This is a genomic window from candidate division WOR-3 bacterium (genome assembly GCA_016867815.1).
Classification (GTDB): Bacteria; Hydrothermota; Tepidihabitantia; order Tepidihabitantales; family Tepidihabitantaceae; genus UBA2258.
Window position 1 is genome coordinate 12,089 of the sequence record VGIR01000025.1, and the last position, 24,163, is coordinate 36,251.

At 64.2% G+C, this 24,163-nt stretch carries 25 protein-coding genes and 1 pseudogene; 11 read left to right on the plus strand and 15 right to left on the minus strand.

Annotation, left to right across the window (positions count from 1 at the left end):
* Positions 1-11 precede the first annotated feature (11 nt).
* The 6 genes and pseudogenes from FJY68_05560 to FJY68_05585 form a co-directional block, all read right to left on the minus strand.
* Positions 12-593, minus strand: a complete 582-nt coding sequence (locus tag FJY68_05560) for an FMN-binding protein (protein ID MBM3331307.1) — start codon at positions 591-593, stop codon at positions 12-14.
* Positions 590-1,687, minus strand: a complete 1,098-nt coding sequence (locus FJY68_05565; protein MBM3331308.1) for an RnfABCDGE type electron transport complex subunit D — start codon at positions 1,685-1,687, stop codon at positions 590-592. Before FJY68_05565 ends, FJY68_05560 begins: the two co-directional genes overlap by 4 nt.
* Complete coding sequence (locus FJY68_05570; protein ID MBM3331309.1) at positions 1,684-3,186, minus strand: 4Fe-4S dicluster domain-containing protein; 1,503 nt, start codon at positions 3,184-3,186, stop codon at positions 1,684-1,686. Before FJY68_05570 ends, FJY68_05565 begins: the two co-directional genes overlap by 4 nt.
* Positions 3,187-3,390: 204 nt before the next feature.
* Positions 3,391-4,803: a sigma-54-dependent Fis family transcriptional regulator gene (locus FJY68_05575; GenBank protein ID MBM3331310.1), complete on the minus strand. Its 1,413-nt coding sequence runs from the start codon at positions 4,801-4,803 to the stop codon at positions 3,391-3,393.
* A gap of 2 nt (positions 4,804-4,805) precedes the next feature.
* Entirely contained in the window at positions 4,806-5,702 is an 897-nt protein-coding gene (locus FJY68_05580) for a hypothetical protein (protein MBM3331311.1), read from the minus strand.
* Positions 5,703-5,842: 140 nt separating this feature from the next.
* Positions 5,843-6,106, minus strand: a pseudogene (locus tag FJY68_05585) (hypothetical protein).
* A 201-nt stretch (positions 6,107-6,307) separates the two neighbouring features.
* Between FJY68_05585 and FJY68_05590 the strand changes: the two are divergent.
* The 10 genes from FJY68_05590 (at position 6,308) to FJY68_05635 (ending at position 15,275) form a co-directional block, all read left to right on the plus strand.
* Positions 6,308-6,565: a 50S ribosomal protein L27 gene (locus FJY68_05590; GenBank protein ID MBM3331312.1), complete on the plus strand. Its 258-nt coding sequence runs from the start codon at positions 6,308-6,310 to the stop codon at positions 6,563-6,565.
* Between the two features lie 107 nt (positions 6,566-6,672).
* Entirely contained in the window at positions 6,673-7,329 is a 657-nt protein-coding gene (locus FJY68_05595; protein ID MBM3331313.1) for an MBL fold metallo-hydrolase, read from the plus strand.
* 46 nt (positions 7,330-7,375) lie between these two features.
* The gene (locus FJY68_05600) at positions 7,376-8,218 is read left to right on the plus strand and encodes a fumarate hydratase (GenBank protein ID MBM3331314.1); all 843 of its coding nucleotides are present in this window, start codon (positions 7,376-7,378) and stop codon (positions 8,216-8,218) included.
* 8 nt (positions 8,219-8,226) lie between these two features.
* The gene (locus FJY68_05605) at positions 8,227-8,778 is read left to right on the plus strand and encodes a Fe-S-containing hydro-lyase (GenBank protein MBM3331315.1); all 552 of its coding nucleotides are present in this window, start codon (positions 8,227-8,229) and stop codon (positions 8,776-8,778) included.
* 3 nt (positions 8,779-8,781) lie between these two features.
* Positions 8,782-9,555, plus strand: a complete 774-nt coding sequence (locus FJY68_05610; protein ID MBM3331316.1) for a 4Fe-4S dicluster domain-containing protein — start codon at positions 8,782-8,784, stop codon at positions 9,553-9,555.
* A 117-nt stretch (positions 9,556-9,672) separates the two neighbouring features.
* Entirely contained in the window at positions 9,673-11,313 is a 1,641-nt protein-coding gene (locus FJY68_05615) for an FAD-binding protein (GenBank protein ID MBM3331317.1), read from the plus strand.
* A 50-nt stretch (positions 11,314-11,363) separates the two neighbouring features.
* Positions 11,364-12,335 (plus strand): ABC transporter ATP-binding protein, encoded by a 972-nt coding sequence (locus FJY68_05620; GenBank protein ID MBM3331318.1) that lies wholly within the window; start codon positions 11,364-11,366, stop codon positions 12,333-12,335.
* Positions 12,336-12,438: 103 nt separating this feature from the next.
* Complete coding sequence (locus FJY68_05625; GenBank protein ID MBM3331319.1) at positions 12,439-13,191, plus strand: ABC transporter; 753 nt, start codon at positions 12,439-12,441, stop codon at positions 13,189-13,191.
* A 3-nt stretch (positions 13,192-13,194) separates the two neighbouring features.
* On the plus strand, positions 13,195-13,770 hold the full coding sequence (locus tag FJY68_05630) for a tryptophan-rich sensory protein (protein ID MBM3331320.1): 576 nt from the start codon (positions 13,195-13,197) through the stop codon (positions 13,768-13,770).
* Complete coding sequence (locus tag FJY68_05635; protein ID MBM3331321.1) at positions 13,767-15,275, plus strand: hypothetical protein; 1,509 nt, start codon at positions 13,767-13,769, stop codon at positions 15,273-15,275. Before FJY68_05630 ends, FJY68_05635 begins: the two co-directional genes overlap by 4 nt.
* A 525-nt stretch (positions 15,276-15,800) precedes the next feature.
* Here FJY68_05635 and FJY68_05640 read toward each other — a convergent pair.
* From FJY68_05640 to FJY68_05660, 5 genes are all read right to left on the minus strand, one after another.
* Positions 15,801-16,118, minus strand: a complete 318-nt coding sequence (locus FJY68_05640) for an RNA-binding protein (protein ID MBM3331322.1) — start codon at positions 16,116-16,118, stop codon at positions 15,801-15,803.
* A gap of 218 nt (positions 16,119-16,336) precedes the next feature.
* Positions 16,337-17,752 (minus strand): hypothetical protein, encoded by a 1,416-nt coding sequence (locus FJY68_05645; GenBank protein ID MBM3331323.1) that lies wholly within the window; start codon positions 17,750-17,752, stop codon positions 16,337-16,339.
* Between the two features lie 3 nt (positions 17,753-17,755).
* On the minus strand, positions 17,756-19,186 hold the full coding sequence (locus FJY68_05650; protein MBM3331324.1) for a TldD/PmbA family protein: 1,431 nt from the start codon (positions 19,184-19,186) through the stop codon (positions 17,756-17,758).
* A gap of 5 nt (positions 19,187-19,191) precedes the next feature.
* Positions 19,192-19,719 (minus strand): GNAT family N-acetyltransferase, encoded by a 528-nt coding sequence (locus tag FJY68_05655; protein ID MBM3331325.1) that lies wholly within the window; start codon positions 19,717-19,719, stop codon positions 19,192-19,194.
* A 10-nt stretch (positions 19,720-19,729) separates the two neighbouring features.
* Complete coding sequence (locus FJY68_05660) at positions 19,730-20,839, minus strand: DUF362 domain-containing protein (protein ID MBM3331326.1); 1,110 nt, start codon at positions 20,837-20,839, stop codon at positions 19,730-19,732.
* A gap of 456 nt (positions 20,840-21,295) precedes the next feature.
* On the opposite strand from FJY68_05660, the gene FJY68_05665 reads away from it, so the two are divergent.
* Positions 21,296-21,679 carry a hypothetical protein gene (locus FJY68_05665; GenBank protein ID MBM3331327.1) on the plus strand — a complete coding sequence of 128 codons (384 nt, stop codon included), beginning with the start codon at positions 21,296-21,298 and terminating at the stop codon, positions 21,677-21,679.
* Positions 21,680-21,889: 210 nt separating this feature from the next.
* Here FJY68_05665 and FJY68_05670 read toward each other — a convergent pair whose 3' ends face one another.
* The 4 genes from FJY68_05670 to FJY68_05685 all read right to left on the minus strand — a co-directional run bounded on the left by FJY68_05670 (position 21,890) and on the right by FJY68_05685 (position 23,957).
* Positions 21,890-22,342: a hypothetical protein gene (locus FJY68_05670; protein MBM3331328.1), complete on the minus strand. Its 453-nt coding sequence runs from the start codon at positions 22,340-22,342 to the stop codon at positions 21,890-21,892.
* Positions 22,343-22,451: 109 nt separating this feature from the next.
* Complete coding sequence (locus tag FJY68_05675; protein MBM3331329.1) at positions 22,452-22,979, minus strand: hypothetical protein; 528 nt, start codon at positions 22,977-22,979, stop codon at positions 22,452-22,454.
* A 7-nt stretch (positions 22,980-22,986) separates the two neighbouring features.
* Positions 22,987-23,487: a hypothetical protein gene (locus FJY68_05680; GenBank protein MBM3331330.1), complete on the minus strand. Its 501-nt coding sequence runs from the start codon at positions 23,485-23,487 to the stop codon at positions 22,987-22,989.
* Positions 23,484-23,957, minus strand: coding sequence for a hypothetical protein (locus FJY68_05685; protein ID MBM3331331.1), 474 nt, complete (start codon positions 23,955-23,957; stop codon positions 23,484-23,486). Before FJY68_05685 ends, FJY68_05680 begins: the two co-directional genes overlap by 4 nt.
* Between the last annotated feature and the right edge of the window lie 206 nt (positions 23,958-24,163).

The following is a 24,163-nucleotide window of genomic DNA, read 5'->3' on the forward strand; positions in this document are numbered from 1 at the left end:
GCGACGGAGATTCACTGCGCCTCACCCTTTGCCGTCCGCAGCCGCAGCGCGGCAGCGCTGACGATCGTCACCAGTGCCTGCGAACTGAGCGTCGCACCGGAGATGGCATCTACCTCGTTGGGCAGCGACGCCTTGTGACGCAGCGCGAGGTCGAGCGGCTCGGTCGCGGTCTTGCCTCTATAGGTAGCGAGATAGCCGGGCTCCTTGATCCGGTCGCCGAGCCCGGGCGTCTCTTCCTGTGAGAGCACGCGGACGCTGGCGATATGCGTGACGGCCGAGTCGAAGGTCGCGATACCTTCAATCATTCCCCAGAGGCCGCGACCCCTGAATTCGTAGATAACCAGCGTTTCGGCGACGAACCACGCCTCTCCACTGCCGGTCTCTTCCCTTACCTGTCGCTCAAAGACCTCCCTGAAGTCGGCCTGGGTCCAGGGGATGCCGGCCGCGGTCAGGACATTGGTCTTCAGCCGGGTCTCGCGGAAGCGCCTGACCGCCGGCGCCGAGTAGCTCTGCGCGGCCAGGAGCATCGCCACCGAAACCACGCCGAGCACGACAATGAAGAGGAGATCGAGCAGCTTGCGCTTCAGGTTCATGCTGCGAGCCTTCGCACCTTCGTGGTCGCCCGCCGGTATGAGATGTTGACGACCGTGCTGTCGATCAGCGGGGTGACGGCGTTCATCAAGAGGATGGCGAACATCACGCTCTCAGGCAGGCCGGACAGGGCGCGGATCAACACGGTCAGGATCCCGAGCATGAGGCCGTAGACCCATCGGCCGGTGAAGGTGAACGGCGACGTCACCGGGTCATTGGCCATGAAGAAGGCTCCGAACATCAGCCCGCCGGAAAGGAGCTGGAACCAGACCGGCGCGACCCGCCCGGGCATCAATCCGCGCAGGACCAGCGCCGAAACCGCCACGCTCCCGAGGTAGGACACCGGCACTCGCCAGTCCCCGGCCCGGGTCAAAACGACGAACAGCCCGCCGAGCAGGATGCCGATGCGGAATGTCTCGCCCACGCACCCGGGCGCGTGGCCCAGCAGCAGCGATATCGGATCGGCGGAGATGAGCTGCGAGCCTTTGAAGTCGATCAGCGGCGTCGCCTGGGTCGTGGCGTCAACCGTCCATTTCACGAACCCGCCCGCTCCGCCCCAGTGCATCTTGCCCCACATCGTCGCGAAGTAGCTCGGGAAGGCGAGGCTGACGAAGAGCCGGCCGACCAGCGCGGGGTTGAAGATGTTGCGCCCGGTCCCGCCGAAAACCTCCTTGCCGAAGAAGGTCCCGAAGAAGATGCCGACCGCGACGATCCAGAGCGGCGTCGTCGGCGGCAGCACCAGCGGGAAGATGAGGCCGGTGACAAGGAAGCCTTCGTGGATCGGCTTGCGGCGGGCCATCGCGAACGCGACCTCGACCATTCCGCCGACCGCATAGGAGGTGGCGATCATCGCCGCCACGTACCAGCCGTAGAAGTAGATGCCGGCCAGGGCGGCCGGGACGAGGCCGATGATGACCAGCGACATCATCCGTTTGATGTCCATGCCGTCGGACAGGAATGGCGCGGCCTTGGCCGTTTTGTCCGTGCCGAGCAGCGCCTCGTCGAGCGCCTCGGTCACCGGCTGGAGCCGCTTGAGCGGCCCCCTGCTGGTCAGCGCGTTGAGCCGGACGACGATGGCGTGCAGCAGCCTGCTCATCGGATGCTCTTCACCCCCTTGTACTCCTCGATGCCCTTGAGGTCAAACCTCGGTACGACACACGACGAGTTGTCGCAGCCGACCTCGACCAGCTGCGTTCTGGCATCGGCGATGCGGCGGGCGAGCGGAATCTTGGATGGGCACACGAGGGTGCAGAGGTTGCAGTCGATGCAGTTGAACGCGCCGTAGCGCACCAGGGTCTCATCAATGTTGCGGCGCGACTGGCGGTAGATGAGCTGCGGGATGATGCGCACCGGGCAGGCCCGGGCACACCAACCGCACTGGATACAGGGCCGCTCTTCACCGTGCCGGTTGGTATTTGCGGCCTTCTTCACCGGCAGCCAGGCGGGAACGAAGCTGCGCGAGAACGACTCGCTGTGCAGTCCGGGACGAGCGAATGCGAACGGCAGCCGCCGATTATCGTCGGGCACGGCAATTGCCATCGTCGCTGTACGATCGATCGGTCGCGTGAGATCGTCGATTGCCTGACCGGACAGGATGCTGTCGAGCACGATCTTCTGCATGAGGTCACCGGACTTGAGCCGGCCGGCGACGACCTGCTCGAAAGAACTGCCGATCCGCACCCGCCGGTATCCGGGTTTCCGGAATCCCGGGCCGGCAAGCGCGACCAGTCGCTCGATGACCGGGCGACCCTCGACCACGGCGTCACGCGCCGCCAGGACCGCCTGAACGTCGGCAACGACGACTCCGATGTTGGCCGCCGCGAAGCCGAAGGGAAAGTCCTCTTTGAGCACGGACCTGACCAGCATCTCGGTGAATTCCTGCGGGTAGCGGGGCTCGAGCGCGTGAATGGTCGTCTTGGGGTTCCCGGCAAGCGCTCGGGTCAGGCTGCGGACCAGGACGCTCGCCTCGTCGCTGACCGCCACATGGAAGCCGGCATTCGGAAGTACACGTCCGAGGATGGCGAGGCCCGTGGCAAACCCGGGCAACTCGCTTTCGCCGAGCAGCACGGCCGGGTTGGGTTTAAAGACGTCGGCGCCGACAAGGGTGACGATGACATGCCGCACCGACTCCGGTCCGATGACCGCCGAACGGTACCGGGTCGGGATGCCTTCGCGCGCCAGACCGGTTACGCCCGAGCGGTAAAGCAGGTCCTCGATTGTCTCGGGGCCCAGGCTCTGCCAGTCCGGGGATGCACCGTCGAGTCTGGTCCACGCGTCGGTGCCGTCGCCGTCGATTATGGCGGCGGCGACTTCACGGCCGCGGACTGTGACCCGGGTGATCTGCGCGACCGTGCCGCTGATCGTAGCGTGGACCGGCGAAGAGACCGTAGCATCGTCCCGGCCGATGACCTGGCCAGCGAACACGCGCTCGCCCGGCTTGACCAGCGGCTCGAGCGGCACGCCGTAGCCCTGCAGCATGGGGATGACCACCCGGCGCGGCAGGCCGGGCGTCTCAACATCCGCCTGCGGCTGGCCCGCGTAGTGCCGGAAGCGCAGCCCGCCGCCGAACGTTCGGCGTCCCAGTATCCGGGTCATCGCTGCCGGCCGTCAACGGTCCGGCTCTGACTCACTTTCATCGTAAACCACCAGCAGGGCAAGTAGCGTGCCAGCGGCGCAGGTTGTCGCATGACGCTCATGTCAAGCGGACGGCCTCTTCCGGTGGGACTGGTTGCCTCCCGGCTCCGCACAGGGTGTGGCGGGAAACCGCCAGTTGAGAGGTCAAGGAGTCACTCCGAGAGCCTAACTCTGGGGATCCTCGGGAGTCCGGGGTTTGGACCTCGTGGCCTGCGGCTTGTGGCCCCGCGCCGCCCTGATGCCGAGCTTCTTCATCCGGTCGCGCAGGGTACCGCGGGCGAGGTGAAGGTGCATGGCCGCACGGGAGATGTTGCCATCGGAGGCGGCCAGTGCTTTGACGATGGTCTGCCGCTCGATGCCGGCCAGCTCGTCCCGCAGGGCGACTTTGAGCGTGCCGGAGCGGATGGACACGGTTTCGAGAAAGTCATGGGGAAGATGCGGCGGTTCGAGGACCTGGTCCTTCGTCATTACCAGGGCCGCCTCGACCACGTGTTCGAGCTCGCGGATGTTGCCCGGCCAGGAATAGCGGCACAGGACGTCGAGCGCCGCCGAAGAGAACTCGCGGCCTTCAAGCCGGTCGTGCTTGCGCACGAAGTGCTCGACCAGTACAGAAATCTCGTCCTTGCGCTCGCGCAGCGGCGGCATCCGCAGGGTGACGGTGTTGAGGCGGTAGTACAGGTCCTCGCGGAAGCGTCCTTGAGCTACGAGCTGCGGGATATCCTGCTTGGTCGCGGCCACGACCCGCACGTCGGCCCGCAGCATCTTCTCGCCTCCGACCCGCTCGAACTCGCGACTCTGCAACACCCGGAGCAGCTTGGGCTGCACCGACAGCGGCACGTCGTCCACCTCGTCCAGGAACAGCGTGCCACCCGCCGCCAGTTCGAACCGACCCGGCCGCGCCCGGATCGCGCCCGAGAACGCTCCCTCCTCATGGCCAAACAACTCGCTCTCGATCAGCGACTCGCGCAGCGTCACGCAGGACACCTTGACGAGCGGCCCCTGGCGACGCGGGCTGGAGTAGTGAATCGTCTCCGCCACCAGCTCCTTGCCCGTGCCGGTCTCACCGACCACGAGCACGTTCGCATCCGAGTCGGCCACCACGCAAATCTGCTCGAACAGCCGGCGCATCGAGCGCGACCGGCCGACCATACTGTGCAGCTTGTACTCAGAGTCCAGCGCCTGTCGCAGCGCCGCGTTCTCGCTCGACTTGGCCCGGTACTCGAAAAGCCGTTCGATCTTCACCAGCAGCTCGTCGGTCGTGAACGGCTTGGTCAGAAAATCGTACGCGCCGCCCCGCATCGCCTCCACTGCGGTCTGTACCGAGCCGTAGGCGGTCATCATCACAATCGATGTCTCGGGCCTCACCTGCCGGGCCTGGGCGAGTATCGTCATGCCGTCCATCCCGGGCAGCTTCATGTCCACCAGGGCGACGTCCCAGAACTCGTCGCGGAGCAACTGGAAGCCCTCGGTGCCGTCCCCGGTTCCGCGCACCTCGTAGCCAGCGTCGGTCAGCGCGTCGACCACGGTAAGGCGTTTCAGCTCCTCGTCCTCGATCACCAGCACGCGGCGCCTGACCATGGCTAGCCCCGCGCCCGGTTCCGCGGCAGTCGCAGCGTGAAGGTCGAGCCCTTGCCGACTTCGCTCCTTACCGTGATTCCGCCCTGGTGCTGCTCGGCTATGCTCTGGGAAACCGCCAGGCCCAGTCCGGTACCGGTGCCCTGCTTGGTGGTGAAGAACGGATAGAATATCCGGGCGAGGTCCTCCGCGGGGATGCCGCGGCCGGTGTCGCCGACGCTGAGTTTGACCCACTCGGCATCGGCTTCGGTCGTTACCGCGAGCGTCCCGCCTGCGGTCATGCTCTCGATCGCGTTCTGGAGCAGATTGACGATGATCTGCAGTATGGCGGGATGGTCGACCTGCACAACGGGCAGGCCTTTTTGCAGACTGCGCTTCAGCCTTATCCCGGACCGCGCCCGACGGTAATCGACAAAGAAGAGCGACTTTTCCACCAGTTCATTCAGGTTGGCGTCCACGAGCGCCGGTGGGTTCTCGCGGGCGAGCCCGAGCAGTCGCTTGGTCAGCGTGGTCACCCGGAACAGCTCCTGCTCGGCCAGGGCCAGGTATTCCTTTTCGCGCTTTGCGTCCAGCTTGCCCGACCGCACGGTCCGGATGCAGTTGATGACTCCGTCCAGCGGGTTGTTGATCTCGTGCACCAGTCCGGTCACAAGCTTCGCACACATGATCCAGTCCTGCGTCTGCTCCAGCCCTTCATTGCTGGCTTTGGGCAACTTCGCCATTGCCGACAGTCTATAGTGATCTGCGGAGAATGCCAGTGCGTCAAACCCGCGGGACGCAGCGAGACCCGGGCAGCCCCGGATCTCGCAGAAAAGGACCGGTTGGGTCTCCTCGATGGTTGTCGGCCTGCTTACTGCCCGGAAACCGACACCGAAGGGCCATCCCCGATCCAGTGCACGCATGTCCCGCCTTCGATAACTACCCGGTCTGCTGCACCGCAGCCCCGGATTGCCACTGCGGGGTCCAGCTATCGGTACCGGTTGAAGTATTCCATCAGGCTCGACGATGAGAACACGCCCAGCCCGAGCAGAACTACCCAGGCGATCATGACGATGATGGTCACTGCGAATGAGACGATTATCAAGATGCCGGAAATGGTGAAATAGGTCTTGAGCTGGCCGGTCACGCCTTCGAGCGAGGCGGAGTCACCTCTATCAGCGTACTCCCCGGCCTTGGACCCGGCCTTGGTCAGAACCACGCCCATCCAGATAGGCAGCCACGCGATGGGCAGCCCGAAGATGGTGAGCGCCTGCAGGCAGCCGCCGACTATGGTCATGATGCCAATGAACTTCATCCAGCCGGCCATGCCCTTGGCGTTCTTGCGGGCCTGGGCGTCGGATGCGGACAGAACAGCACTAGCTTCCATGGTGTCTCCTTGTGTTTGGACACCAATACGCTAGAGCTACGCCTCGCAAAGTCAAGGCTGGGACGGGCCTGGGTTTGACTCTGCCGCCGCTCGCGGATATAATGCCCTTCCTGTACATAACCTGCTCAAGGAGAACATCATATGGCACACAAGAAGAGCGGCGGCTCAGGTAAGAACGGCCGCAACAGCCCGGGCCAGCGGCTGGGAGTGAAGACATTCGGCTCAGAGCGTGTGACGACCGGCTGTATCATTGTCCGGCAGCGCGGCACTCGCATCCTGCCCGGCGCAAACGTTGGCCGGGCCAAAGACGACACCTTGTTTGCCCTGGTCGACGGCACGGTGAAGTTTGAGCGCGCGAGCAAGGACAAGCGGCGGGTGACGGTAGTTCCCACGGCGTAGGATAGTGCAGAATTCAGAAACCAGAAACCAGAAATCAGAATCCACAGTCCGGAAACTCTGGTTTCTGGATTCTAGGCTCTGGATTCTGAATTGTCCGGCTCCGTAGTATGCGCATAAAGTGGCTCGGCCATTCGGCGTTTCTGTTGAGTGCTGCGGACGGCACAGCCATCATCACCGACCCCTACCTGTCAGGCAGCTTCAACGGCGAGGTCAAGTACGGCTCGATTCACGATGCCGCTGACGTCGTCACCGTCAGTCACCATCACCAGGACCACGACGGGGTATCCGGCCTTCCCGGCAAGCCGAAGGTGATTGAGGGGAGGGGCAGCCACAAGGTCGGGTCGGTCAGCATAGTCGGAGTCGAGACGTTCCATGACGAGAACCAGGGCGCGGGGCGCGGCAGGAACACGGTCTTCGTGTTCGACGCGGATGGGGTGAGGGTCTGCCACTGCGGGGACCTCGGGCACGTACTGACCGCGCAGCAGGCCAGCGCTATCGGCAAGGTTGACGTGCTGCTCGTGCCGGTGGGCGGCACCTTCACGGTCGACGCGGCCGGGGCGCGAAAGGTCGCGGCTCAGCTCGCGGCCACGGTCATCATCCCGATGCACTACAAAACCGACAAGCTGGGGTTCCCCATCGCCGGCCTTGAGGATTTCACGCAGGGCGAGCAGAACGTGAAGCGGGTCGGCTCGGCCGAGGTGGAGCTGAGCGCCCACAAGCTCCCGCCGGAGCCAGAGATCTGGGTTCTGGACCACGCACTCTAGGAAATGACGAAGTCCGAATGCCGAATGACGAATGGGGACTGAGGAGATGAAAGAGATTCAGTTCGACAGGATCAAGGACGCCGTAGCGAAACTGTGCATCGACGCCAACTGCCTGCTCGGCGATGACGTGGTGCAGGCGCTCAAGGACGGCCTGAAGATCGAGGAGTCGCCCGCCGGCAAGGACATCCTGAACCAGCTGCTCGAAAACGAGCAGATTGCCCGCAAGGAGATGATGCCCATCTGCCAGGACACCGGTTGGGCAGTAGTCTGGCTGAAACTGGGCTCCGGAGTCAGGGTACAGGGCGGCGAGCTCTACGATGCTGTCCAGCAGGGCGTGGCCAAGGGCTACAAGGACGGATACCTGCGCAAGTCAATAGTCAAAGACCCGCTCCGGCGCGAGAACACCAAGGATAACACGCCGGCAATCATCTACGCCGACATCGTGCCCGGCGATGGGCTGGAGATTACCGTCCAGCCCAAGGGCGGCGGCTCTGAGAACATGTCCGAGGTAAAGATGCTCTCGGCCTCGGACGGCGCCGAGGGCATCAAGAAGTTCGTGGTCGACCGGGTGGCGCGGTCAAAAGCGAATCCTTGCCCGCCGGTTCTGGTCGGCGTCGGCATCGGCGGCACGTTCGAGAAGTGCGCGATGCTCGCCAAGCACTCGCTGCTGCGGGAGGTCGGCTCAATCCACCCCGACCCGTTCTACGCCGCGATGGAGAAGGAGCTGCTCGAGCGTGTGAACAAGCTGGGCATCGGGCCCCAGGGTCTCGGCGGACGCGTAACCGCGCTGGCGGTCTTCGTCGAGGCTTTCCCATGCCACATCGCGACTATGCCCTGCGCCGTCAATATCAACTGCCACGCGGCACGGCACCAGACGGTGACGCTCTAGGAGGCGACATGGCAAAGAAGATCACCGCCCCTTTGACCGCGGAGACCGTCAAAGACCTGCGCGCCGGAGACTCGGTCCTGATATCGGGCACCATCTATACCGGCCGGGACCTCGCCCACAAACGGTTGACCGACTCGCTCAAGGCCGGGGAGAAGCTGCCCTTCGACCTGGCCGGCGCGGTCATCTACTACGTCGGGCCGTCACCGGCCAAGCCGGGGCAGGTCATCGGCTCGGCCGGGCCGACGACCAGCTATCGGATGGACGCGTATTCGCCGCAGTTGATGGAGAATGGCCTGCGCGGCATGATCGGCAAGGGCAACCGGACACCGGTGGTGCTGGACGCGATGAAGCAGCACGGCGCGGTCTACTTCGCCGCGGTCGGCGGCGCGGCCGCGCTTATGGCCCGGACCATCAAGGCGGCCAGGGTTATCGCCTACGATGACCTCGGTCCCGAGGCGGTGCGCGAACTGACGGTCGAGGATTTCCCGGCCATCGTCATCAACGACATGTACGGCGGCGACCTCTACGAACAGGGAGTCGCCAAGTACAAGAAAGACTGACCCATGGCGCAAGTCAAAGGACAAAAGGCAAAGGTCAAAGGTCAAAAGGCAGCAGCGTCGTCTGCCCCTAGTCCCCAGCCCCCAACCCCTGACCCTTCCTCGTTGATCACCATCTACGTGATGGGCGAGGCCTACGTGGTGCCGAAGGACCTGACCATCATGAAGGCAATGGAATACGCCGGGTTCCGGTTCATCCGCGGGTGCGGATGCCGCGGCGGATTCTGCGGAGCGTGCGGCACGGTCTTCCGTACCAAGGACTCGTACAAGTTGAAGGTTGGGCTCGCCTGCCAGACCGTGGTCACGGACGGGATGTACCTGACCCAGATTCCCTTCTACCCGGCGAACAAGAAGGAGTACGACATCGCCAAGGAGCCGGCCAATACCCAGGTGTTGGTTCGCTTCTACCCCGAGGTCATGCGCTGCATCTCCTGCAACTCGTGCACCAAGATCTGCCCGCAGGACATAGACGTAATGGGCTACATCAACGCTGCTATCCGCGGTGACATCGAGAAGGTCGCGGACATGTCGTTCGATTGCATTATGTGCGGCCTCTGCGCTACCCGCTGTCCGGCCGAAATCGTCCACTACCACGTCGGCCTCCTGGCGCGGCGGCTGTACGGGGCAAAGGTGGCGAAGAAGTCAGCGCACCTCGCCGAGCGCATGAAGGAGATCAAGGCGGGCAAGTTCGAGCCCGGCCTCGACAAGCTCTGTGGGATGGACGAGAAAGAGCTGTCCGCGCTCTTCTATGACCCGAAGGTAAGGGATGTCGAGCCATGAGAACTGGACCAATGCAGAAGTCAAAATGCAGATATCAATGTGCAAAATGGCCCGGCCGGAACAATCTGCAGTCTGCAACCTGCAATCTGCAATCTGAATTGTCGGGAGGGTTCTAGCATGTATCCCGCTTCAATGCAGGATTCCATCAAGCGGCTCGACGCGACCCGCGACGCGCGCATCAAACAGGGCAAGATTCCCCTGCTCGGCGCCGACGGCAAGAAAGAACTGCTCAAGGGATTCCACCCCGACTACATCGAGAGCTCGATGCGGGCGCTGGCCGTCGGCCCGAACAAGGGCGACCGCACCCCGCACGAGATCGCCGACGTGCTCGAGGCATGGCCGATTGCAGATACGGCCAGGTTCGATACCGAGCACCCGAAGTTCGACGTGGACGTGCTGATCATCGGCGCGGGCGGGGCCGGTGTTTCCGCGGCGCTGGTGGCCGCGGCCCGCGGCGCGAAGGTGCTCACCGTGACCAAACTCCGCATCGGCGACGCCAACACGATGATGGCGCAGGGCGGAATCCAGGCCGCGGACAAGGCGAACGACTCGCCGGAGCGTCATTACCTCGACGTGATGGGCGGCGGCCACTTCAAGAACATTCCGGAGCTGGCGCGCTCTCTCGTTTCCGACGCGCCGGGCGTCATCGAGTGGCTGGAAGAGCTCGGTGTCATGTTCGACAAGGATGCCGACGGCACCATGATATCGATTCACGGCGGCGGCACTTCGCGCAAGCGGATGCACGCGGCCCGCGACTACACCGGCGCGGAGATAATGCGCACCCTGCGCGACGAGTTCCGCAACCAGAACCTCGAACTGCTGGAGTACTGCGCCGCGGTCGAACTGCTGACCGACGAGAAGGGTGCCTGCACCGGCGCGGCGTTCGTGAACCTCGAGACGCAGGAACACTTCACCGTCCGGGCGAAGACCACAATCATCGCCACCGGTGGCTGCGGCCGCCTGCACGTCCAGGGCTTTCCCTGCACCAACCACTACGGCGCGACCGCGGACGGGCTGGTGCTCGCCTACCGGGTCGGGGCGAAGCTGGCGTTCATGGACACCATCCAGTACCACCCGACCGGTGCTGCCTACCCGGAGCAGATCTTCGGCCTGCTGATTACCGAGAAAGTGCGCGGCGTCGGCGCCCACCTCGCGAACAACGAGGGCAACCGGTTCATCTACGAGCTGGAGAGCCGCGACATCACCGCTTCCGCCATCATCCGCGAGTGCCAGGGGCGTAACCTGGGCGTGGTCACACCGACCGGCCGCCTCGGGGTCTGGCTCGACACGCCGCTCATCGAAGTGCTCAAGGGCGCGGGCGCGGTGAAGAAGAACCTGCCGGCGATGTACCACCAGTACGAGCGGTTTGGCATCTACATGGACAAGGAGCCGATCCTCACCTACCCGACCCAGCACTATCAGAACGGCGGCATTCTCATCGATCAGTCCGGACTGACCGAAGTGAAGAACCTGTACGCGGCCGGCGAGGTCGCGGGCGGCATCCACGGCCGGAACCGGCTGATGGGAAACTCCCTGCTCGACATCCTCGTGTTCGGACGCCGGGCCGGAATCGCCGCGGCGGAAGCGGCGAAGTCCATCAACCTCGACGGCAGCGGGTTCGCGCACGTCTCGGCCTACACCACCGAACTCAAGGCCGCCGGGGTGCCGGCGGAGCGCCGTTCGCCGATGCTCCTGCCCGAGTACCGCCGAGCCGAGTTCAAGACGCCGTTTCCTTTCGCCGCTCTCGGCTGCGAGTAGCGGCCATCGTCAAGGTTACGCCTCCGGATCCGACGCAGGCGACGCCTGCGATTGAAGTGAGCGGGCTGACCCGCCGGTTCAAGTCGTTCACCGCTGTTGACAACATCTCCTTCACCGTCAACACCCGCGAGGTGTTCGGGTTCCTCGGGCCGAACGGCGCGGGTAAGACCACGACCGTGCGGGTTCTGTGCACGCTAATCCGTCCCAGCGCGGGCACGGCTCACGTGGCCGGGTTCGACGTCGTACGCCGGCACAACGACGTCCGCCATTCCATCGGCATCATCTTCCAGGACCCGTCGCTCGACGACCGGCTGACCGCGCGCGAGAACCTGCGCTTCCACGCGATGATCTACAAGGTGCCGCAGGCCGAAGTGAAGGAGCGCATCAGCCGCGCACTCGACTGGATGGAACTGACGGATCGGGCCAATGACCTGGTCCGCAACTTCTCGGGCGGGATGAAGCGCCGGCTGGAAATCGCCCGCGGGTTGCTGCACGCACCCAAGGTGCTGTTCCTCGACGAGCCGACCCTCGGGCTCGACCCGCAAACCCGCTCGCGCATATGGGAGCGCCTGCTGGCGCTGCGGCAGGAGCACGGCATGACCCTCTTCCTGACCACCCACTACATGGACGAAGCCGAGAACTGCGACCGAATCGCCATCATCGACCACGGCCGGATAATCGCGCTCGACACCCCGGCCAGACTCAAGGCGCAGGTGCAGGGCGACCTCGTCCGTCTCGAAACCGCAGACGACGCCGCCGCCGAGGCCGAAGTGAAACAGCGCTACGGCGTCGAGGTCGTCAGAGACGCTGTTGGGCTCCACTTCGAGGTTGAGAACGGCGCCGCGTTCGTTCCCGGGCTGCTGCGGGAGTTCTCGGTGGCGGTGCGGACGGTGAGCGTGCGGCCGCCGACCCTCGAGGACGTGTTCCTCAAGATGACCGGCCGGGAAATCCGCGACGACGAGGCGAGCAACCACGAGAAGCTGAAGGGCCGGCTCAAACGGATGGGGAGAGCGTGGAGATAGGTAACAACCGAAGTCAGAAAGCAGAGATCAGAGTGCAGGATGCAGAACTCGGTAACACTCTTAATTCTGCAGTCTGCCTTCTGACTTCTGCCTTCGGTCGAAGATGATGGATATCGCCTGCATCCGCATGGTCTGGCAGCGGGACATCATCCGTTACTTCCGCGAGAAGAGCCAGCTCTACGGCTCGCTGACGCGGCCGGTGCTCTGGCTGTTCGTGCTGGGCATGGGCCTGCGCGGCTCCGCCGGGCAGATCGGCGACGTCAACTACACCCAGTTCATCTTCCCGGGCATCATCGCGATGACCGCCATCTTCACCTCGATCCAGTCGGCCATCAGCATCATCTGGGACCGCGAGTTCGGGTTCCTGAAGGAGATTCTCGTGGCGCCGGTCCCGCGCACTTCGATTGTCATCGGCAAAGGGCTGGCCGGCACCACGCTGTCGCTCATCCAGGGCTGCATCATCCTGCTGCTCGCGCCGCTGGTACACGTGAACATCCCGCTGGCCAACATCGTGCCGCTCGTCTTCGTGCTCGCGCTGCTGTCGTTCGGCCTGACCGGTATCGGCATCGTCATCGCGGCGCGGATGACATCGTTCCAGGGGTTCGGCACGATAATGAACTTCATCATCATGCCGATGTGGTTCCTCTCCGGTGCGCTCTTCCCGGCGCGCAACCTGCCGTCCTGGCTCAGCGTGCTGGTGCGACTGAACCCGCTCACCTACGGCGTTGACCTCGTGCGGAGGCTCGTGCTCGGGTTCTCCTACCACCCGCCCGCGTTCGACTTCTTCTTCCTCGTCGTGTTCGGCGCGCTCACCACCGCGGCCGCGGTCTTCTTCTTCAACCGGGGCGAGTACTAGGCGGTGAGCGGATCAAGCGTCCTCAAACGCCTCGCGACTCTTGCCGTCGTGCTGAGTGCGGGCGGAATCGCTGCGCTGGCCACGACGCGGGCGACGCCAACCTGGTACCAGACACTGAAGAAGCCCTGGTTCGACCCGCCGGAATGGCTCTTCGGGCCGGCGTGGATGACTCTCTACCTGCTGATGGCGGTCGCGGCGTTCCTCGTCTGGAAGCAGGGCATCGGCATGCCCGGGGTCAAACTCGCGCTCGCGGTGTTTCTCGTCCAGCTCGTGCTGAACGCGCTCTGGTCGGTCTTCTTCTTTGGTCTGCGCTCGCCGCTGGCGGGTCTCGTGGACATCATCGTTCTCTGGCTCGCCATCCTGGCTACCATCATTCTCTTCCTTCGCATCTCGGTGCCGGCCGGCGTCCTGCTCCTGCCCTATCTCGGCTGGGTCAGCTTCGCTGCCGCCCTCAATGCCGCCATCCATGTACTCAACCGCTGGGAGGGTAGCGGCAGGGACGGACCGCACCTGTCGCCAGCCGGACTTTACCCGCCCGCTACGTCGTCTAAGATTAGGAACCTAGGAGTCATACTATGAGCAAACACAGATTCGTGTCCGCTGCAATCGGAGTTGCCCTTGGGGCGGTGCTGATCTGCCTGTCTATCGGATGTCGCACTCCCGTCCGCACCGGCGAGACGCTGCTGGGTGTGCTGCCGGCCGGCTGGCACACCGTCGGCACCAAGGTCTCCAAGGACGGGCTCCACATAGTGCAGGTGATGGTCCAAGAGGACGAGAAGCAAGAGATGGTCCCAAACGGCAAGCAGCGCGTGGTCGTCGACGGCAGGCCTGGCCCGGAGTACGACGGGATCCTCCGGGGCTGGCCGGTGTTCAGCTCGAACGGCAAGCACTATGCCTACGCTGCGCTCAAAGGCGGCAGCCGGTTTGCTGTGATTGACGGCCAGCCCGGGCCAGACTACGACGGTATCCTTGAGGGTACTCCCGTGTTGAGCCAAGACGGTGACCGTTCCGCCTATGCCGCCATCAAGAATGGTAGCTGGACGGTCGTGGTCGACGGTCGGCCCGGTCCGGAGTACGACGCGGTCTCGGACATCGCCTTCAGCCCGGACGGCAAACGCCTGGCATTCCGAGCAGAGAAAGACGGCGCGCACTTCGTCGTGGTTGACGGCCGCCCCAGCCCGGCGTATGACGGAACCGGCAGCGGGACGATTGTCTTCAGCCCGGACGGGAAGCGACACGCCTACGCAGCCCGCAAGGGGCAGAAATGGCTGGCGGTCGTGGACGATCAGCCCGGACCGGAGTATGACGGAGTCACGGCAGTAGTTTTCAGCCCGGACGGCAAGCGCGTGGCCTACAGTGTCATGGCTGGGAACAAATGGGTGGTTGTGGTTGACGACCGGCCCGGGCCGGCGTATGACGCAATCGTGCAGGGCACGCTGCTGTTCAGCCCCGAGGGAACACGCGTGGGGTACATCGCCCAGGCCGGCGCCAAGCAACTCGCAGTCGTCGACGGTCAGCCCGGTCCGGAGCACGACGCGGCCCGGAGCCTGGTCTTCAGCCCGGACGGCAAGCGGGTGGGATACATCGCGCGGAGCGACACCGGGCAGTTTGCGGTGATAGATGGACAATCCGGACCTGCGTTTGACCGATACGATCAGGGCGGACTGGTCTTCAGCCCGGACAGCAGGCGGGTCGCGTACCACACTATCAGCGGCGGCAAGATGCTGGTCGTGGTTGATGGACAGCCCGGCCCGTTGTATGACGCAACCAGGGATCCGATCTTCAGCCCGGACAGCAAGCGCGTGGCCTATGCAGCCTGGAACAACAATGAGTGGCTGGTCGTGCTCGACGGCGAGCCCAGGCCGGAGTCGGGCCGGACCGTCCAGACCATGCCGGTTTTCAGCCCGGACAGCAAGCACCTGGCGTATCTGGTGATGGAAGGGCACAAGTGGCTCGCGGTCGTCGACGGCCGGTCCGGACTCGGGTATGACGCGATGCCGGCGCAAGAACCGGCATTTCTCGGCGGCGGCGCGATTGAATTCCTGGCTCTGCGGGGGGACAGCATATTCCACGTGCGGCAGTAGTCAGGCAGGACCCAAACGGCCCTCCCCACGCGGGGTTTGACGAGCATGTCTCTCCCCATTCCCGACCATTGACTCCCCGGGCATGCCAAGTCCGTTGCGAAGCACTGTGATCCCGCCTAATCGGTAGTTCAGGTCTCGTCCAGACACATTCTTCGGTGGTTATGCACAGGTTACTCACCGCCAGTTCCTGTGAATTGGTCTCGACAGGGGCCGCCAGGTAGTACGACCTGCTCTCGGCGTCTCGTGACGTCGCCACTTGCCGTCGTCCCTTGTCAATGGCGATGTCCGATGCCGCAGGATTGGGATGGGTTCCGACGGAGGTGCGCCGCGGTGAACAGCGGTGTCTATTTCTGCCGGCTTTCCGCGTCCGGGCAGACGGCCACGGCGCGTATCGTCGTCAGTCGCTAGGCTCGTCCGAAAGTCCTTGCCCTGCCCGGGAAACCGGGCGGGGCGCCGTTTCTCCGGCCGCCGGTCGGGAAACGAGACGGGCGGGTTGCCCCGCCCGTTCGTTGAAATCAGCCTGGTCTACCAGCGGTTGCCGGAAGAGCGGTCGCCCGAGCGCCCGCCGCCGTAGCCACCGCGCGAACCACCCTCGGTGCGCTCGCGCGCAACGTTGATGGTGAGCGGGCGGTTGTCCATCGAGTGGTTGGCGAGGGCCGCGATCGCGGCGGTGGCCGCGTCGGCGTTGCTCATCTCGACGAATGCAAATCCCCGGGAACGGTCCGTGAACTTGTCTTTCACTATGCTGACTGACGCGACTTCGCCATGCGTTGCGAACAACTGGCGGAGCTGGTCTTCGGTTGCGCTGAAGGGAAGATTCCCGACGAAAATGCGCGTACCCATTATAGAACCTCCGAACTCATTGTGCTTGGGTCGTTGCGGGATCTAAGAGACAGGTGAAACGAAGCTCACGAACTCATTAGGCCTGAACGGGACACAAGCGGTTACGGGGCCATATCTTGTATAGCGTCGGTGGCGAGGCCCCCGTTGCGACCGACAGGATATAATAGCAGGAAAAGCATCCGTGTCAATGCGAGTCGGGCCGAAGCAACGGCGTAGTGCTAGCCGGCGATCTGCAGGTTGCCGACGCGGATCGCGGACGGGCCGTAGTAGCCGTCCTGGGACATGGTCTCGGTTGAGAGCTTCATGTCGGTCAGGGAGTCGAACCAGTTGCCGACGAGAAGGCCGCCCTTGAAATGTCGCTCGTCGCCGTCCTCCCTGATCTTCCCGAGGCGTATCTCGGATGCGAAGTCGCCCGAGGTCGGGTCGGCGCGGAAGTCCGAGAAAGACCGGACGATTATCGTCCTTCCGGGTCCGAGGAGTTCAGCGGTCCGGTGCGGTCCCGCCGGCACAACCGTGTTGCCCGTGGGTCCGGCCGGCTTCGCGCCCTCGGCGAGCAGCCCCAGGTAGTGGTAGTAACGCAGTCCACCGAGGATCTCGTCGTAGCAGCCTTCCTTCAGCAGACAGGCGCGGCGCGCCGGCAGGGCTTCGCTTTCGACGCGCGAATCCGGGCCAAAGGGCACCAACGGGTCGGAGTAGATGGTCAGCGCATCGCCCGCGAGCGGCTTGTCGCCCCAGGCCGGCCTGCCCTTTGCGTAGCGCGACATCTTCTCGTACACCGCGCGGCCGGCGCAGTGCCAGGAGAGAGGCTGATAGTCAAGCTTCATGAAATCGTGGGCGGCGTCGCCGACAAGCACCACCGGACCCGTGTGCTGCGGCGGCGGACCGGCTTGGCAGATGCCGCGCGCGTGGTCCGCGCCCGCGGTGACGAGTACCTGCGGGTCGAGGTCGCGCAGCCGGCGGGCGTGGGGGCGGGCCGTGTGCTCAGCCACCTTGTCCCCGAACCGGGCGATGAAACAGACCTCGGCATCGGTGCGGGTCGAGTTATACTCGTGGGCGATTCCGGTGCTGGTTTCGATCCGGCTGCGGATCTTTCTCACGAACACCTCGAGGTTCGATACGTCAGTGCCGAACTCAGCGGCGGCGGCAGTCAGAACCGCGTCCGCGAACCGCTGGACGCGGGCCAGCAACGCGGGCGGCGACAGTTCCAGCAGCTCGTGGTCGGCGATTTCTACCGGCGGAAAGAGCGCGCCGGGGTCGCTGATCGGGTAGGGTTTGTTCGGCTGTCCGCAGGCGGCCGTGGCCAGCGAGGTCAGAGTTGCTTTCACCGCCGACTCCTCGTCGGACACGAACTGGCCGACCGCCTCACCCATGTACTCATTGCCGTCGGCCTGGTGCCGGCCATAGACGGTCACCCAGACTTCCTCGCCCGGCGCGGTTATGACCTCGCGCGGGTGCGGGTTCGGCTGGCGCACGAACTTGCCTTCGCGGGTCGTGTAGATGCCGGGCAGGCGGATAGTCGTGGTCGCTTCGGTCTCGGTGCGGCGCAGGGACCACCCGGCAACTTCGAGCCCGCGCTCCGCCGGAAGGGCCAGCGCGCTTCCGGCCACGATCGACTTGATCTTGTTGAAGTCCATGTCTCACCCCAGCTTCATGCGGCACCGGATGTAGGGGCCGCCCGAAGATACGCGGACGTATTCCTTGTGACCTTTGCCGCAACTGCCGCCCGAGCTGACATCGAGCTCACTCGTGATACCGTCGATGCTCGCCAGCACGTCCGGTACATACCCGGTCAGGCCGACCTGGTAGTAGAGCTTCCCGGTCAGCTTCCCGCCCTTGATTTCGCGGCCGCGGAGCGCCTGGAGCTGCACGCCCCAGCCGAGCGGGTCTTCCATCCCGCTGGTCAACTGCTCGATGAGGACGGCGTCGCCGGAGTCGGCAATCAGCTCATCCTTCGTCTTCCCGCCCTTCTCCTGCGCGAGCGGCAGGAAGTAGGTGTTGGTCATCCGCGCGTAGATGGGGTGGTCGTAGTCCTGGAGCCGGCCGTTGGCCGAGAGCTTGAGGCCCGGCAACCGGTCGCGCATGTGCAGGTAGGAGTAGAGGTCAGTCATCAGCGTCGGCTGCAGGATACCGTCCTTGACCAGTACGGCCGGCTCTTCCGCCAGCACCCCGTCGTCCGAGAAGAAGATGGAGCCGTGCCGGCCGGGCAGGCCGCCGAAGTCGACGATGTTCACAAGGTCGGATCCGACGCGCCTGCCGACGTAGAGCGCGGCCCGGGCCGTACCCCGCATCAGGGCGTCCATCTCGCAGCCGTGGCCGAAGGACTCGTGGGCGAGCGTGCCGGTGATATCGGGGTCGAGGATGACGCGGTACTCGCCGGGCGGCACCTTCTCCGCAGACAGATACTGCACCGCCAGCTCTGCCGTTTCGCGGATGACTTCATCCGTGATGCACGCCGCCTCGTGACCGGGGGCGACCGATCCCTTGAAGTTCATCACCTGCTTCTTGCCGTCCGAGGCAAGCGGGACGAGATAGAAGCCGACGTTGGAGACATCCGAGGAGAGCAGGCGGCTCCGGTTGCAGAAGAGGCGGTATTCGCGTTCGTAGACGTAGACCGCGCGCGGGGCGACAATCCGCTTGTCGAACCTCGCGAGCTGCTCGAACGCGTGGCGGCAGATTTCCTGCCGCTGCGACGCGGTCACCTGCTCCGGGTCCTGCTGGAACTCGCTCCGGAAGTGACGGTCGAGCTGCGCGCCCGGGTCCGGCATCGGGCCCTGTTTGACGCGGATGGACTCAGCCAGTCCGCGCGTCAGCCGGAGCAGGTAGTCACGGTCATCCACCCGGCTCGTTGCCACCGAGTGGAAAGTCGCGCCGTCCCAGACCGAGATGCGGATCCCGGGGCGGGGCGGCACCGGGTTGGTGCGCTCGTCGGCCGGGCTCTTGGCGACCGTCTCGCCTGCGGACTGTGTCACGAGCGCGGTGGCGTACGGCGCCTTCGTCTCCGCCTCGGCGACGAGCTCCGGCAAGAACCCGCGCAGGGTTTCGAGCGCGGGCGGGAGATTGTGGCTCATTGGCGTCACTCCTTTCGGGACAGAATTCCAGCCGGGCTGGCAAAGCCCATGGTCATCAGCGGCTCGAAGCCGAGTTTCTGCCAGCAGGTTCCGCTGGGAGGGTTGTTGTTCGCCCAGTCGAGCATCACCATCGACACGCGGTGGGTGGCAAGGAACTGCGCGGCGGCGCGGGTCAGCCCGGTCATCACGCCCCGTTCGCGCCATTCCGGGTCAACCCACGCGTCGTCGATGCGGCCGAACGGGCGTGGGTCCAGGTTGGGGTTGTCCAGGATACGCGCCAGCAGCATCCCAACCGGCTTGCCGCCCGGTGCGGCAGCGACGAAGACACGGTTCTCATCTCGCTCCATCACCTTGGCGTAGAACTCCTCCAGCGTGTCTATCAACTCCTGGCTCAGGCGCCAGACGCGTGGGTCCCGACCCATGAGCAGGTCCTGCAGGGCGATGCGCATCCGCTTCAACTCGGGCAGGTCACGCGTTCCGGCGCGACGGATGGAGAAGTTCACCTTTGAGTTCGACGGCCGGGGTTTCTTCAATGTCGCGGTCCTAGATCAGCAGACAGCCCTTCTGCTGATACTCGCTGAAGAGCTGTCCCCAGCCGGTCTCCTGCTTCCACCGCTCGTAGATCTTCCGCTCCTTGAGCGGCCAGCGGATGCGGTCGTGGTACGTCTCGGAGACGAAGATCGGGAAGTAGACGATGGGCGTGTGGAACAAGAGCCTCTGCAGGAACCGGGTCGGGCCGTACCACGACAGCCAGCCCATCACCCGGTGGAAGTTCCAGCCGACGTCGAAGCCCCAACTCTCGCCCGACACGTCGTCGCCGACCAGCTCGATTTCCTTCACGTCGCCGACTCCGAGCCCGGCCTCGTGCGCAAGCCGAATGTACTTGATGGACATCGGGTCGAAACCCATCAGCTTCGCAGAGACGGCGTCGATCGCGGTCTGGTCGCCGGAGGCGAGAATCACGTTCTTAATCACCGGCCTCAACGTGCGCGGCCCTTGGCCGTCGCCCACGGTCGTGCCGTCCATCACCGCGAAGATGCCGGGGTGGATTTCCTTCTGGATGGCGAGCAGGTCCACGAGCGTCTCGTGAATCCACGTATGGGTGTAGTGGCGGTGGGTCGAGAGCAGCCCGCCGAACGCGTTCTTCATCGCCCCGGTCGTGGTCGTGTAGATGTGGCACTTCACGGTCGGCAGGTGGACGATGTTCTTGCCGAAGAAGTAGTCGGGCATCTTCAGGCCCTTAGGGTAGATGCGGTCGAGCGCGAGCATCTTTGCCTTCGGCGCAAACGGCACCCACTTCATGTCCGTTTCCTTGAAGTTGTAGAGCACGGGCAGGCCGCACTTCCGGAAAATCGGAACGTACTGATTCAGGTCCTCGCCCTTGTAGGTGTCGATGACGACGGTCTTGTTCTGCACGCACGAGAGGTCGTCATACCCGAGGTCGCGGAGCCCGGCAATCGTGCCTTCGAGCTGCCACGGCGTCGTGTTGGCCGACGGCATCGGGTAATGCCACGAAATGTTGTCCTTGAGGATGGTGGTCCGGTCGAGGGCGAGGAACTTGTCGGCCTCGGCCAACTTCAGCAGCCGACGATAGTCTTCAAGTACCGATTCAGGCCTGGTGCGAAGAACCGCAACCTTGGCACGGGCACTCATGCGCGGTCATTATAGCACGTTCGATTCCGGCCGCAACCCGCGGCGGGATCGGATTTCTTCACTCGGACGCCAAGGCACCCGCGCTCAGGAGAGCCGCCAACTACGTCCCCGGGAATTCCCGAAACCCCGACCATCTCAGCCACGGCGGGATGGAGGCTGGGACTTAAGCCAATCCCGGAGTCGGGCTCCGAGGTCTTTCGCCGCTGACGTTCCGGCTGAACCCGGACTGCGACGCGGCGCGCCGCAGAAGCGTCCACGCGGGTGGAGGCGGGTGACGGTTCCGTATCTCCGTTCCTGACCGCGCGGCCGGCTCAGGGGAACCGACGGGGCTTGACCTGGAGGGCCTGCTGTCTAGGATTACGCATAGACGACAGCGAGTCCTGCCGGAGGTGAGGCGCAGTCCGGCTGGCTGGGGCTGAGCCGCGGCAGGGAGAAAGGCAAGACAGGAGGCAAGAGATGCGACGATTGCTGCTGATAGCCGCGCTGCTGGTCGGTTCGGTCGTGATCATGGCCTCGAGGTGTGCTGGCGGTCACGGCACCAAGATATTCATAGCCAACTGGACCCAGTACCCATTTCACCCCAACGGCGGCGACCGGCTGGACCTCGGCTGCTCGCGTGATGTCCTCACCCTCAAGCATGGGACTACCGAGGAGATAGCCATCAAGCGCAACGGCGTGACAGTAGTCACCGTGATCGTCAAGTCGCTGGTCGCCGAGGCCAGCCCCAATGACTACGAAGCAGGGATCAGACTGGAGGAACCCAACACCGTCGGGCAGTTTGCCGTTTCGTGCGACGCAGCCGACATTGTCCTGGCGACGCTGCGGCACCCGAGTCCCTGACGGCGCGGAGAGAGGTCAGGCCCGCCGCAGCGCGTCGTCTCACCTGAGCCCAGGCGAGGGCTTGCTGCTCGCGCTCCGGCGCAATCCTCCCCCAAGCCTTGGGTACGACCTAGACCCTGGCTTCCCGGCTACGGCGCGTGGCGGGTCAAGCGGGCGGGCGGAAATGGGGCGTGGCCCGATGCCCTTGATACCCTCCACGTGCTCGACGGTCTATTCGTCCGTGTGTCTGTCTAGCAGTTCCTGAATCCGGTCGGAAAGAGCGTCGGCGCGGCGCTGCAGCTTGCTGCCGTCGCGGGCATGATTGCTGGCCGAAGCGACATAGCCCTGAAAGTCCTCCCAATCCACCAGGGTCATGCTCAACTCCGGCCTCTTGGCCTTGTCAAGAGCCTTCGTCTGCTTCTCATTCAGCCCCATAGATATCGTCCAGTCATCAAGGATCAGCCGCCGCTCCTTGTCGCTGAACTGGAGTCGAATCTTCACACCGGGCAGGACGCGTATCACACCTCGGGACTGGCTCTCCAGTGCGACCAAGTCGAGGTAGGACTTTATGTCCGCCTTGGTCGGTCCTTCTCGCCTCACTCGTCTGGTCGCGCCCTTGCCCTTCCTGCCGCTCTTCTTCTCTCCTGCCTTCATCGAATCCTCTCTTGCGTCTTCATTCCTCAAATCCTCATGCCTCTGCCTCACAGTTTCGGCTGCGGGAAACCATGCAATCATGGAATCCAACTCCCGATGTGCAAGGATGACTTCCGACCGGTCGCGACCGCACGGGCACCTACAGCCTTCCTCGGAATGCGCGGGCGAGGGTGGGTGGTCTCAGCGCCCGGACCAAATCCTTGGGGTGCTCCACGTACCATGCGCGTAGGCGCAGCGCTGCAGATAGACCCTGCAGGGCGGCCTCGCGCTGCGGTTGGAACTCGGCCGTCCCGTCCAGTTCCGGCACAGCAAGAGACACCGCGAGACTCTTGCCGGCCTGCCTGAGTGTCATATCCGGTCCCAGGAACGGCCCTATGGTCGGCACGATGGCGTCGGACTTCGCCGCCAGACCGGAGAACTGAAGGTCAACCCTGCCGTACGGCCACTTGTGCCAGAGTTCGCGTCGCGGCAGGTCGTGCAGCCGGGGTACTGACCTGTTGAACGAAACCCAAGTGCTGTTCAGTGGCTTCTTCCCCGGCCGTTCCATCTTGAGAAGCGGGGCCTCGGCTCGGGCAAGTGCGTAGTACTCGGCCCAGAACTTCGTAAGAGCAGGATGCGGCACGGCGGTGTAGCCACGCCGCCAGCGTTCAACCGCTTGCCTCAGCATCTCCAGTCTATGGTCGTACCGCAGGGCTAGTTCCCCCGCTGCCTGAGGCTTGCCCCCTGAGGTACTTCATCACGTCCTCATACGATATGGCTGCGTCGAACTCCTCGCTCGTCGAGGTCGAGCCGATGTAGCCCGACGGTGCAAGCAACACGGGCAGCGCCTCATCGTACTTGTGCTGCTCAACGAGTTCGCGCGCCCTGAGGACGTATCGTTGCGCCTGATCCGGCTGGAATGGCGCATCCAGTTTGTTCTCGACCAGAACAAGGACGCGAGTCCCAGCGGCAGCGAAGCTCACCTCTACGTCTGTTTCCCCTGCGTGCTTGCCAACTCCGGATACGCTGTGCCGCACGCGAAACGACGACAGCCTCTGCCATGGTGCACGTCCCAGAGCCAACGCCAACTGCGACAGAAACCACTCGCGAAAGCCCTCCGAGCACTTCAACTCCTCAACCAGCAGCAAGTCGACGTCCCGTTCGGTCACGCTTTCAAGCGTCAGGTCTTCGTTCACAGTTCCCCTTTGAAAGCGCGGTCGAGGATGGACGGCATCAGGGCATCAAGCTCCTTCTGCGTCTCCGCCTGCAACCGCTTCAACTCATCTACCTTTGCCTGCAGGGCGTCCAGGTGGTCAACGATTCGCTTCCGCGTCGCGAGGTCGGCTATGGGCACGCTCTCCCTCTTGATGTCCTCCGCGTGGACATTCTGATTGGCTCCACCGTGGACCTTCACTCCTGTCTCAGTCTGGGAACGCGGGCACTGAAAGGAACAGCGAAGGAAGTCCGATCGGTAGCTGGTCTTGAATCGAAACCTAGTCAGGCACGATGCAAAGACGCAGTCTCCGTTCTCGGTGGCGAGCGCGAGACGTCCCGCGCCCAGGTTCACCAGCAACCGGTCCTGCACTATCCAGCCCGCGGCCGCGAGCTTCTCGTCTGTCTTCTCGCGCGGCGCGGCTTCGGGTCCGAGTGACGATAGCGGTGACAAGTGCCGTTCTCCTTATCCGAAGAAACGTAGGATATTCCCGCAAGCAAGGGAAGTCAAGCAGTGTGTTTCGGCCTGGCCCGAATCGGAACAGATCGGCTTACTACGGAGAGCACTAAATGTTTGACAGCTTGAGGTCATGTTGCCGCATATCGGACGTGCTCTTCCGCAAAGTAACTCCTGACCACTTCTGGCTGGCGTTGCCGGCT

What these genes read in the sequence shown, in the direction of transcription:
- FJY68_05635 (MBM3331321.1), top strand. Translation starts at nt 13,767, where the DNA reads ATGAGCAAACACAGATTCGTGTCCGCTGCAATCGGAGTTGCCCTTGGG.
- FJY68_05675 (MBM3331329.1), bottom strand. Translation starts at nt 22,979, where the DNA reads ATGCTGAGGCAAGCGGTTGAACGCTGGCGGCGTGGCTACACCGCCGTG.
- FJY68_05590 (MBM3331312.1), top strand. Translation starts at nt 6,308, where the DNA reads ATGGCACACAAGAAGAGCGGCGGCTCAGGTAAGAACGGCCGCAACAGC.
- FJY68_05560 (MBM3331307.1), bottom strand. Translation starts at nt 593, where the DNA reads ATGAACCTGAAGCGCAAGCTGCTCGATCTCCTCTTCATTGTCGTGCTC.
- FJY68_05595 (MBM3331313.1), top strand. Translation starts at nt 6,673, where the DNA reads ATGCGCATAAAGTGGCTCGGCCATTCGGCGTTTCTGTTGAGTGCTGCG.
- FJY68_05565 (MBM3331308.1), bottom strand. Translation starts at nt 1,687, where the DNA reads ATGAGCAGGCTGCTGCACGCCATCGTCGTCCGGCTCAACGCGCTGACC.
- FJY68_05600 (MBM3331314.1), top strand. Translation starts at nt 7,376, where the DNA reads ATGAAAGAGATTCAGTTCGACAGGATCAAGGACGCCGTAGCGAAACTG.
- FJY68_05645 (MBM3331323.1), bottom strand. Translation starts at nt 17,752, where the DNA reads ATGGACTTCAACAAGATCAAGTCGATCGTGGCCGGAAGCGCGCTGGCC.
- FJY68_05650 (MBM3331324.1), bottom strand. Translation starts at nt 19,186, where the DNA reads ATGAGCCACAATCTCCCGCCCGCGCTCGAAACCCTGCGCGGGTTCTTG.
- FJY68_05575 (MBM3331310.1), bottom strand. Translation starts at nt 4,803, where the DNA reads ATGGTCAGGCGCCGCGTGCTGGTGATCGAGGACGAGGAGCTGAAACGC.
- FJY68_05580 (MBM3331311.1), bottom strand. Translation starts at nt 5,702, where the DNA reads ATGCGTGCACTGGATCGGGGATGGCCCTTCGGTGTCGGTTTCCGGGCA.
- FJY68_05570 (MBM3331309.1), bottom strand. Translation starts at nt 3,186, where the DNA reads ATGACCCGGATACTGGGACGCCGAACGTTCGGCGGCGGGCTGCGCTTC.
- FJY68_05615 (MBM3331317.1), top strand. Translation starts at nt 9,673, where the DNA reads ATGTATCCCGCTTCAATGCAGGATTCCATCAAGCGGCTCGACGCGACC.
- FJY68_05610 (MBM3331316.1), top strand. Translation starts at nt 8,782, where the DNA reads ATGGCGCAAGTCAAAGGACAAAAGGCAAAGGTCAAAGGTCAAAAGGCA.
- FJY68_05660 (MBM3331326.1), bottom strand. Translation starts at nt 20,839, where the DNA reads ATGAGTGCCCGTGCCAAGGTTGCGGTTCTTCGCACCAGGCCTGAATCG.
- FJY68_05605 (MBM3331315.1), top strand. Translation starts at nt 8,227, where the DNA reads ATGGCAAAGAAGATCACCGCCCCTTTGACCGCGGAGACCGTCAAAGAC.
- FJY68_05665 (MBM3331327.1), top strand. Translation starts at nt 21,296, where the DNA reads ATGCGACGATTGCTGCTGATAGCCGCGCTGCTGGTCGGTTCGGTCGTG.
- FJY68_05625 (MBM3331319.1), top strand. Translation starts at nt 12,439, where the DNA reads ATGATGGATATCGCCTGCATCCGCATGGTCTGGCAGCGGGACATCATC.
- FJY68_05640 (MBM3331322.1), bottom strand. Translation starts at nt 16,118, where the DNA reads ATGGGTACGCGCATTTTCGTCGGGAATCTTCCCTTCAGCGCAACCGAA.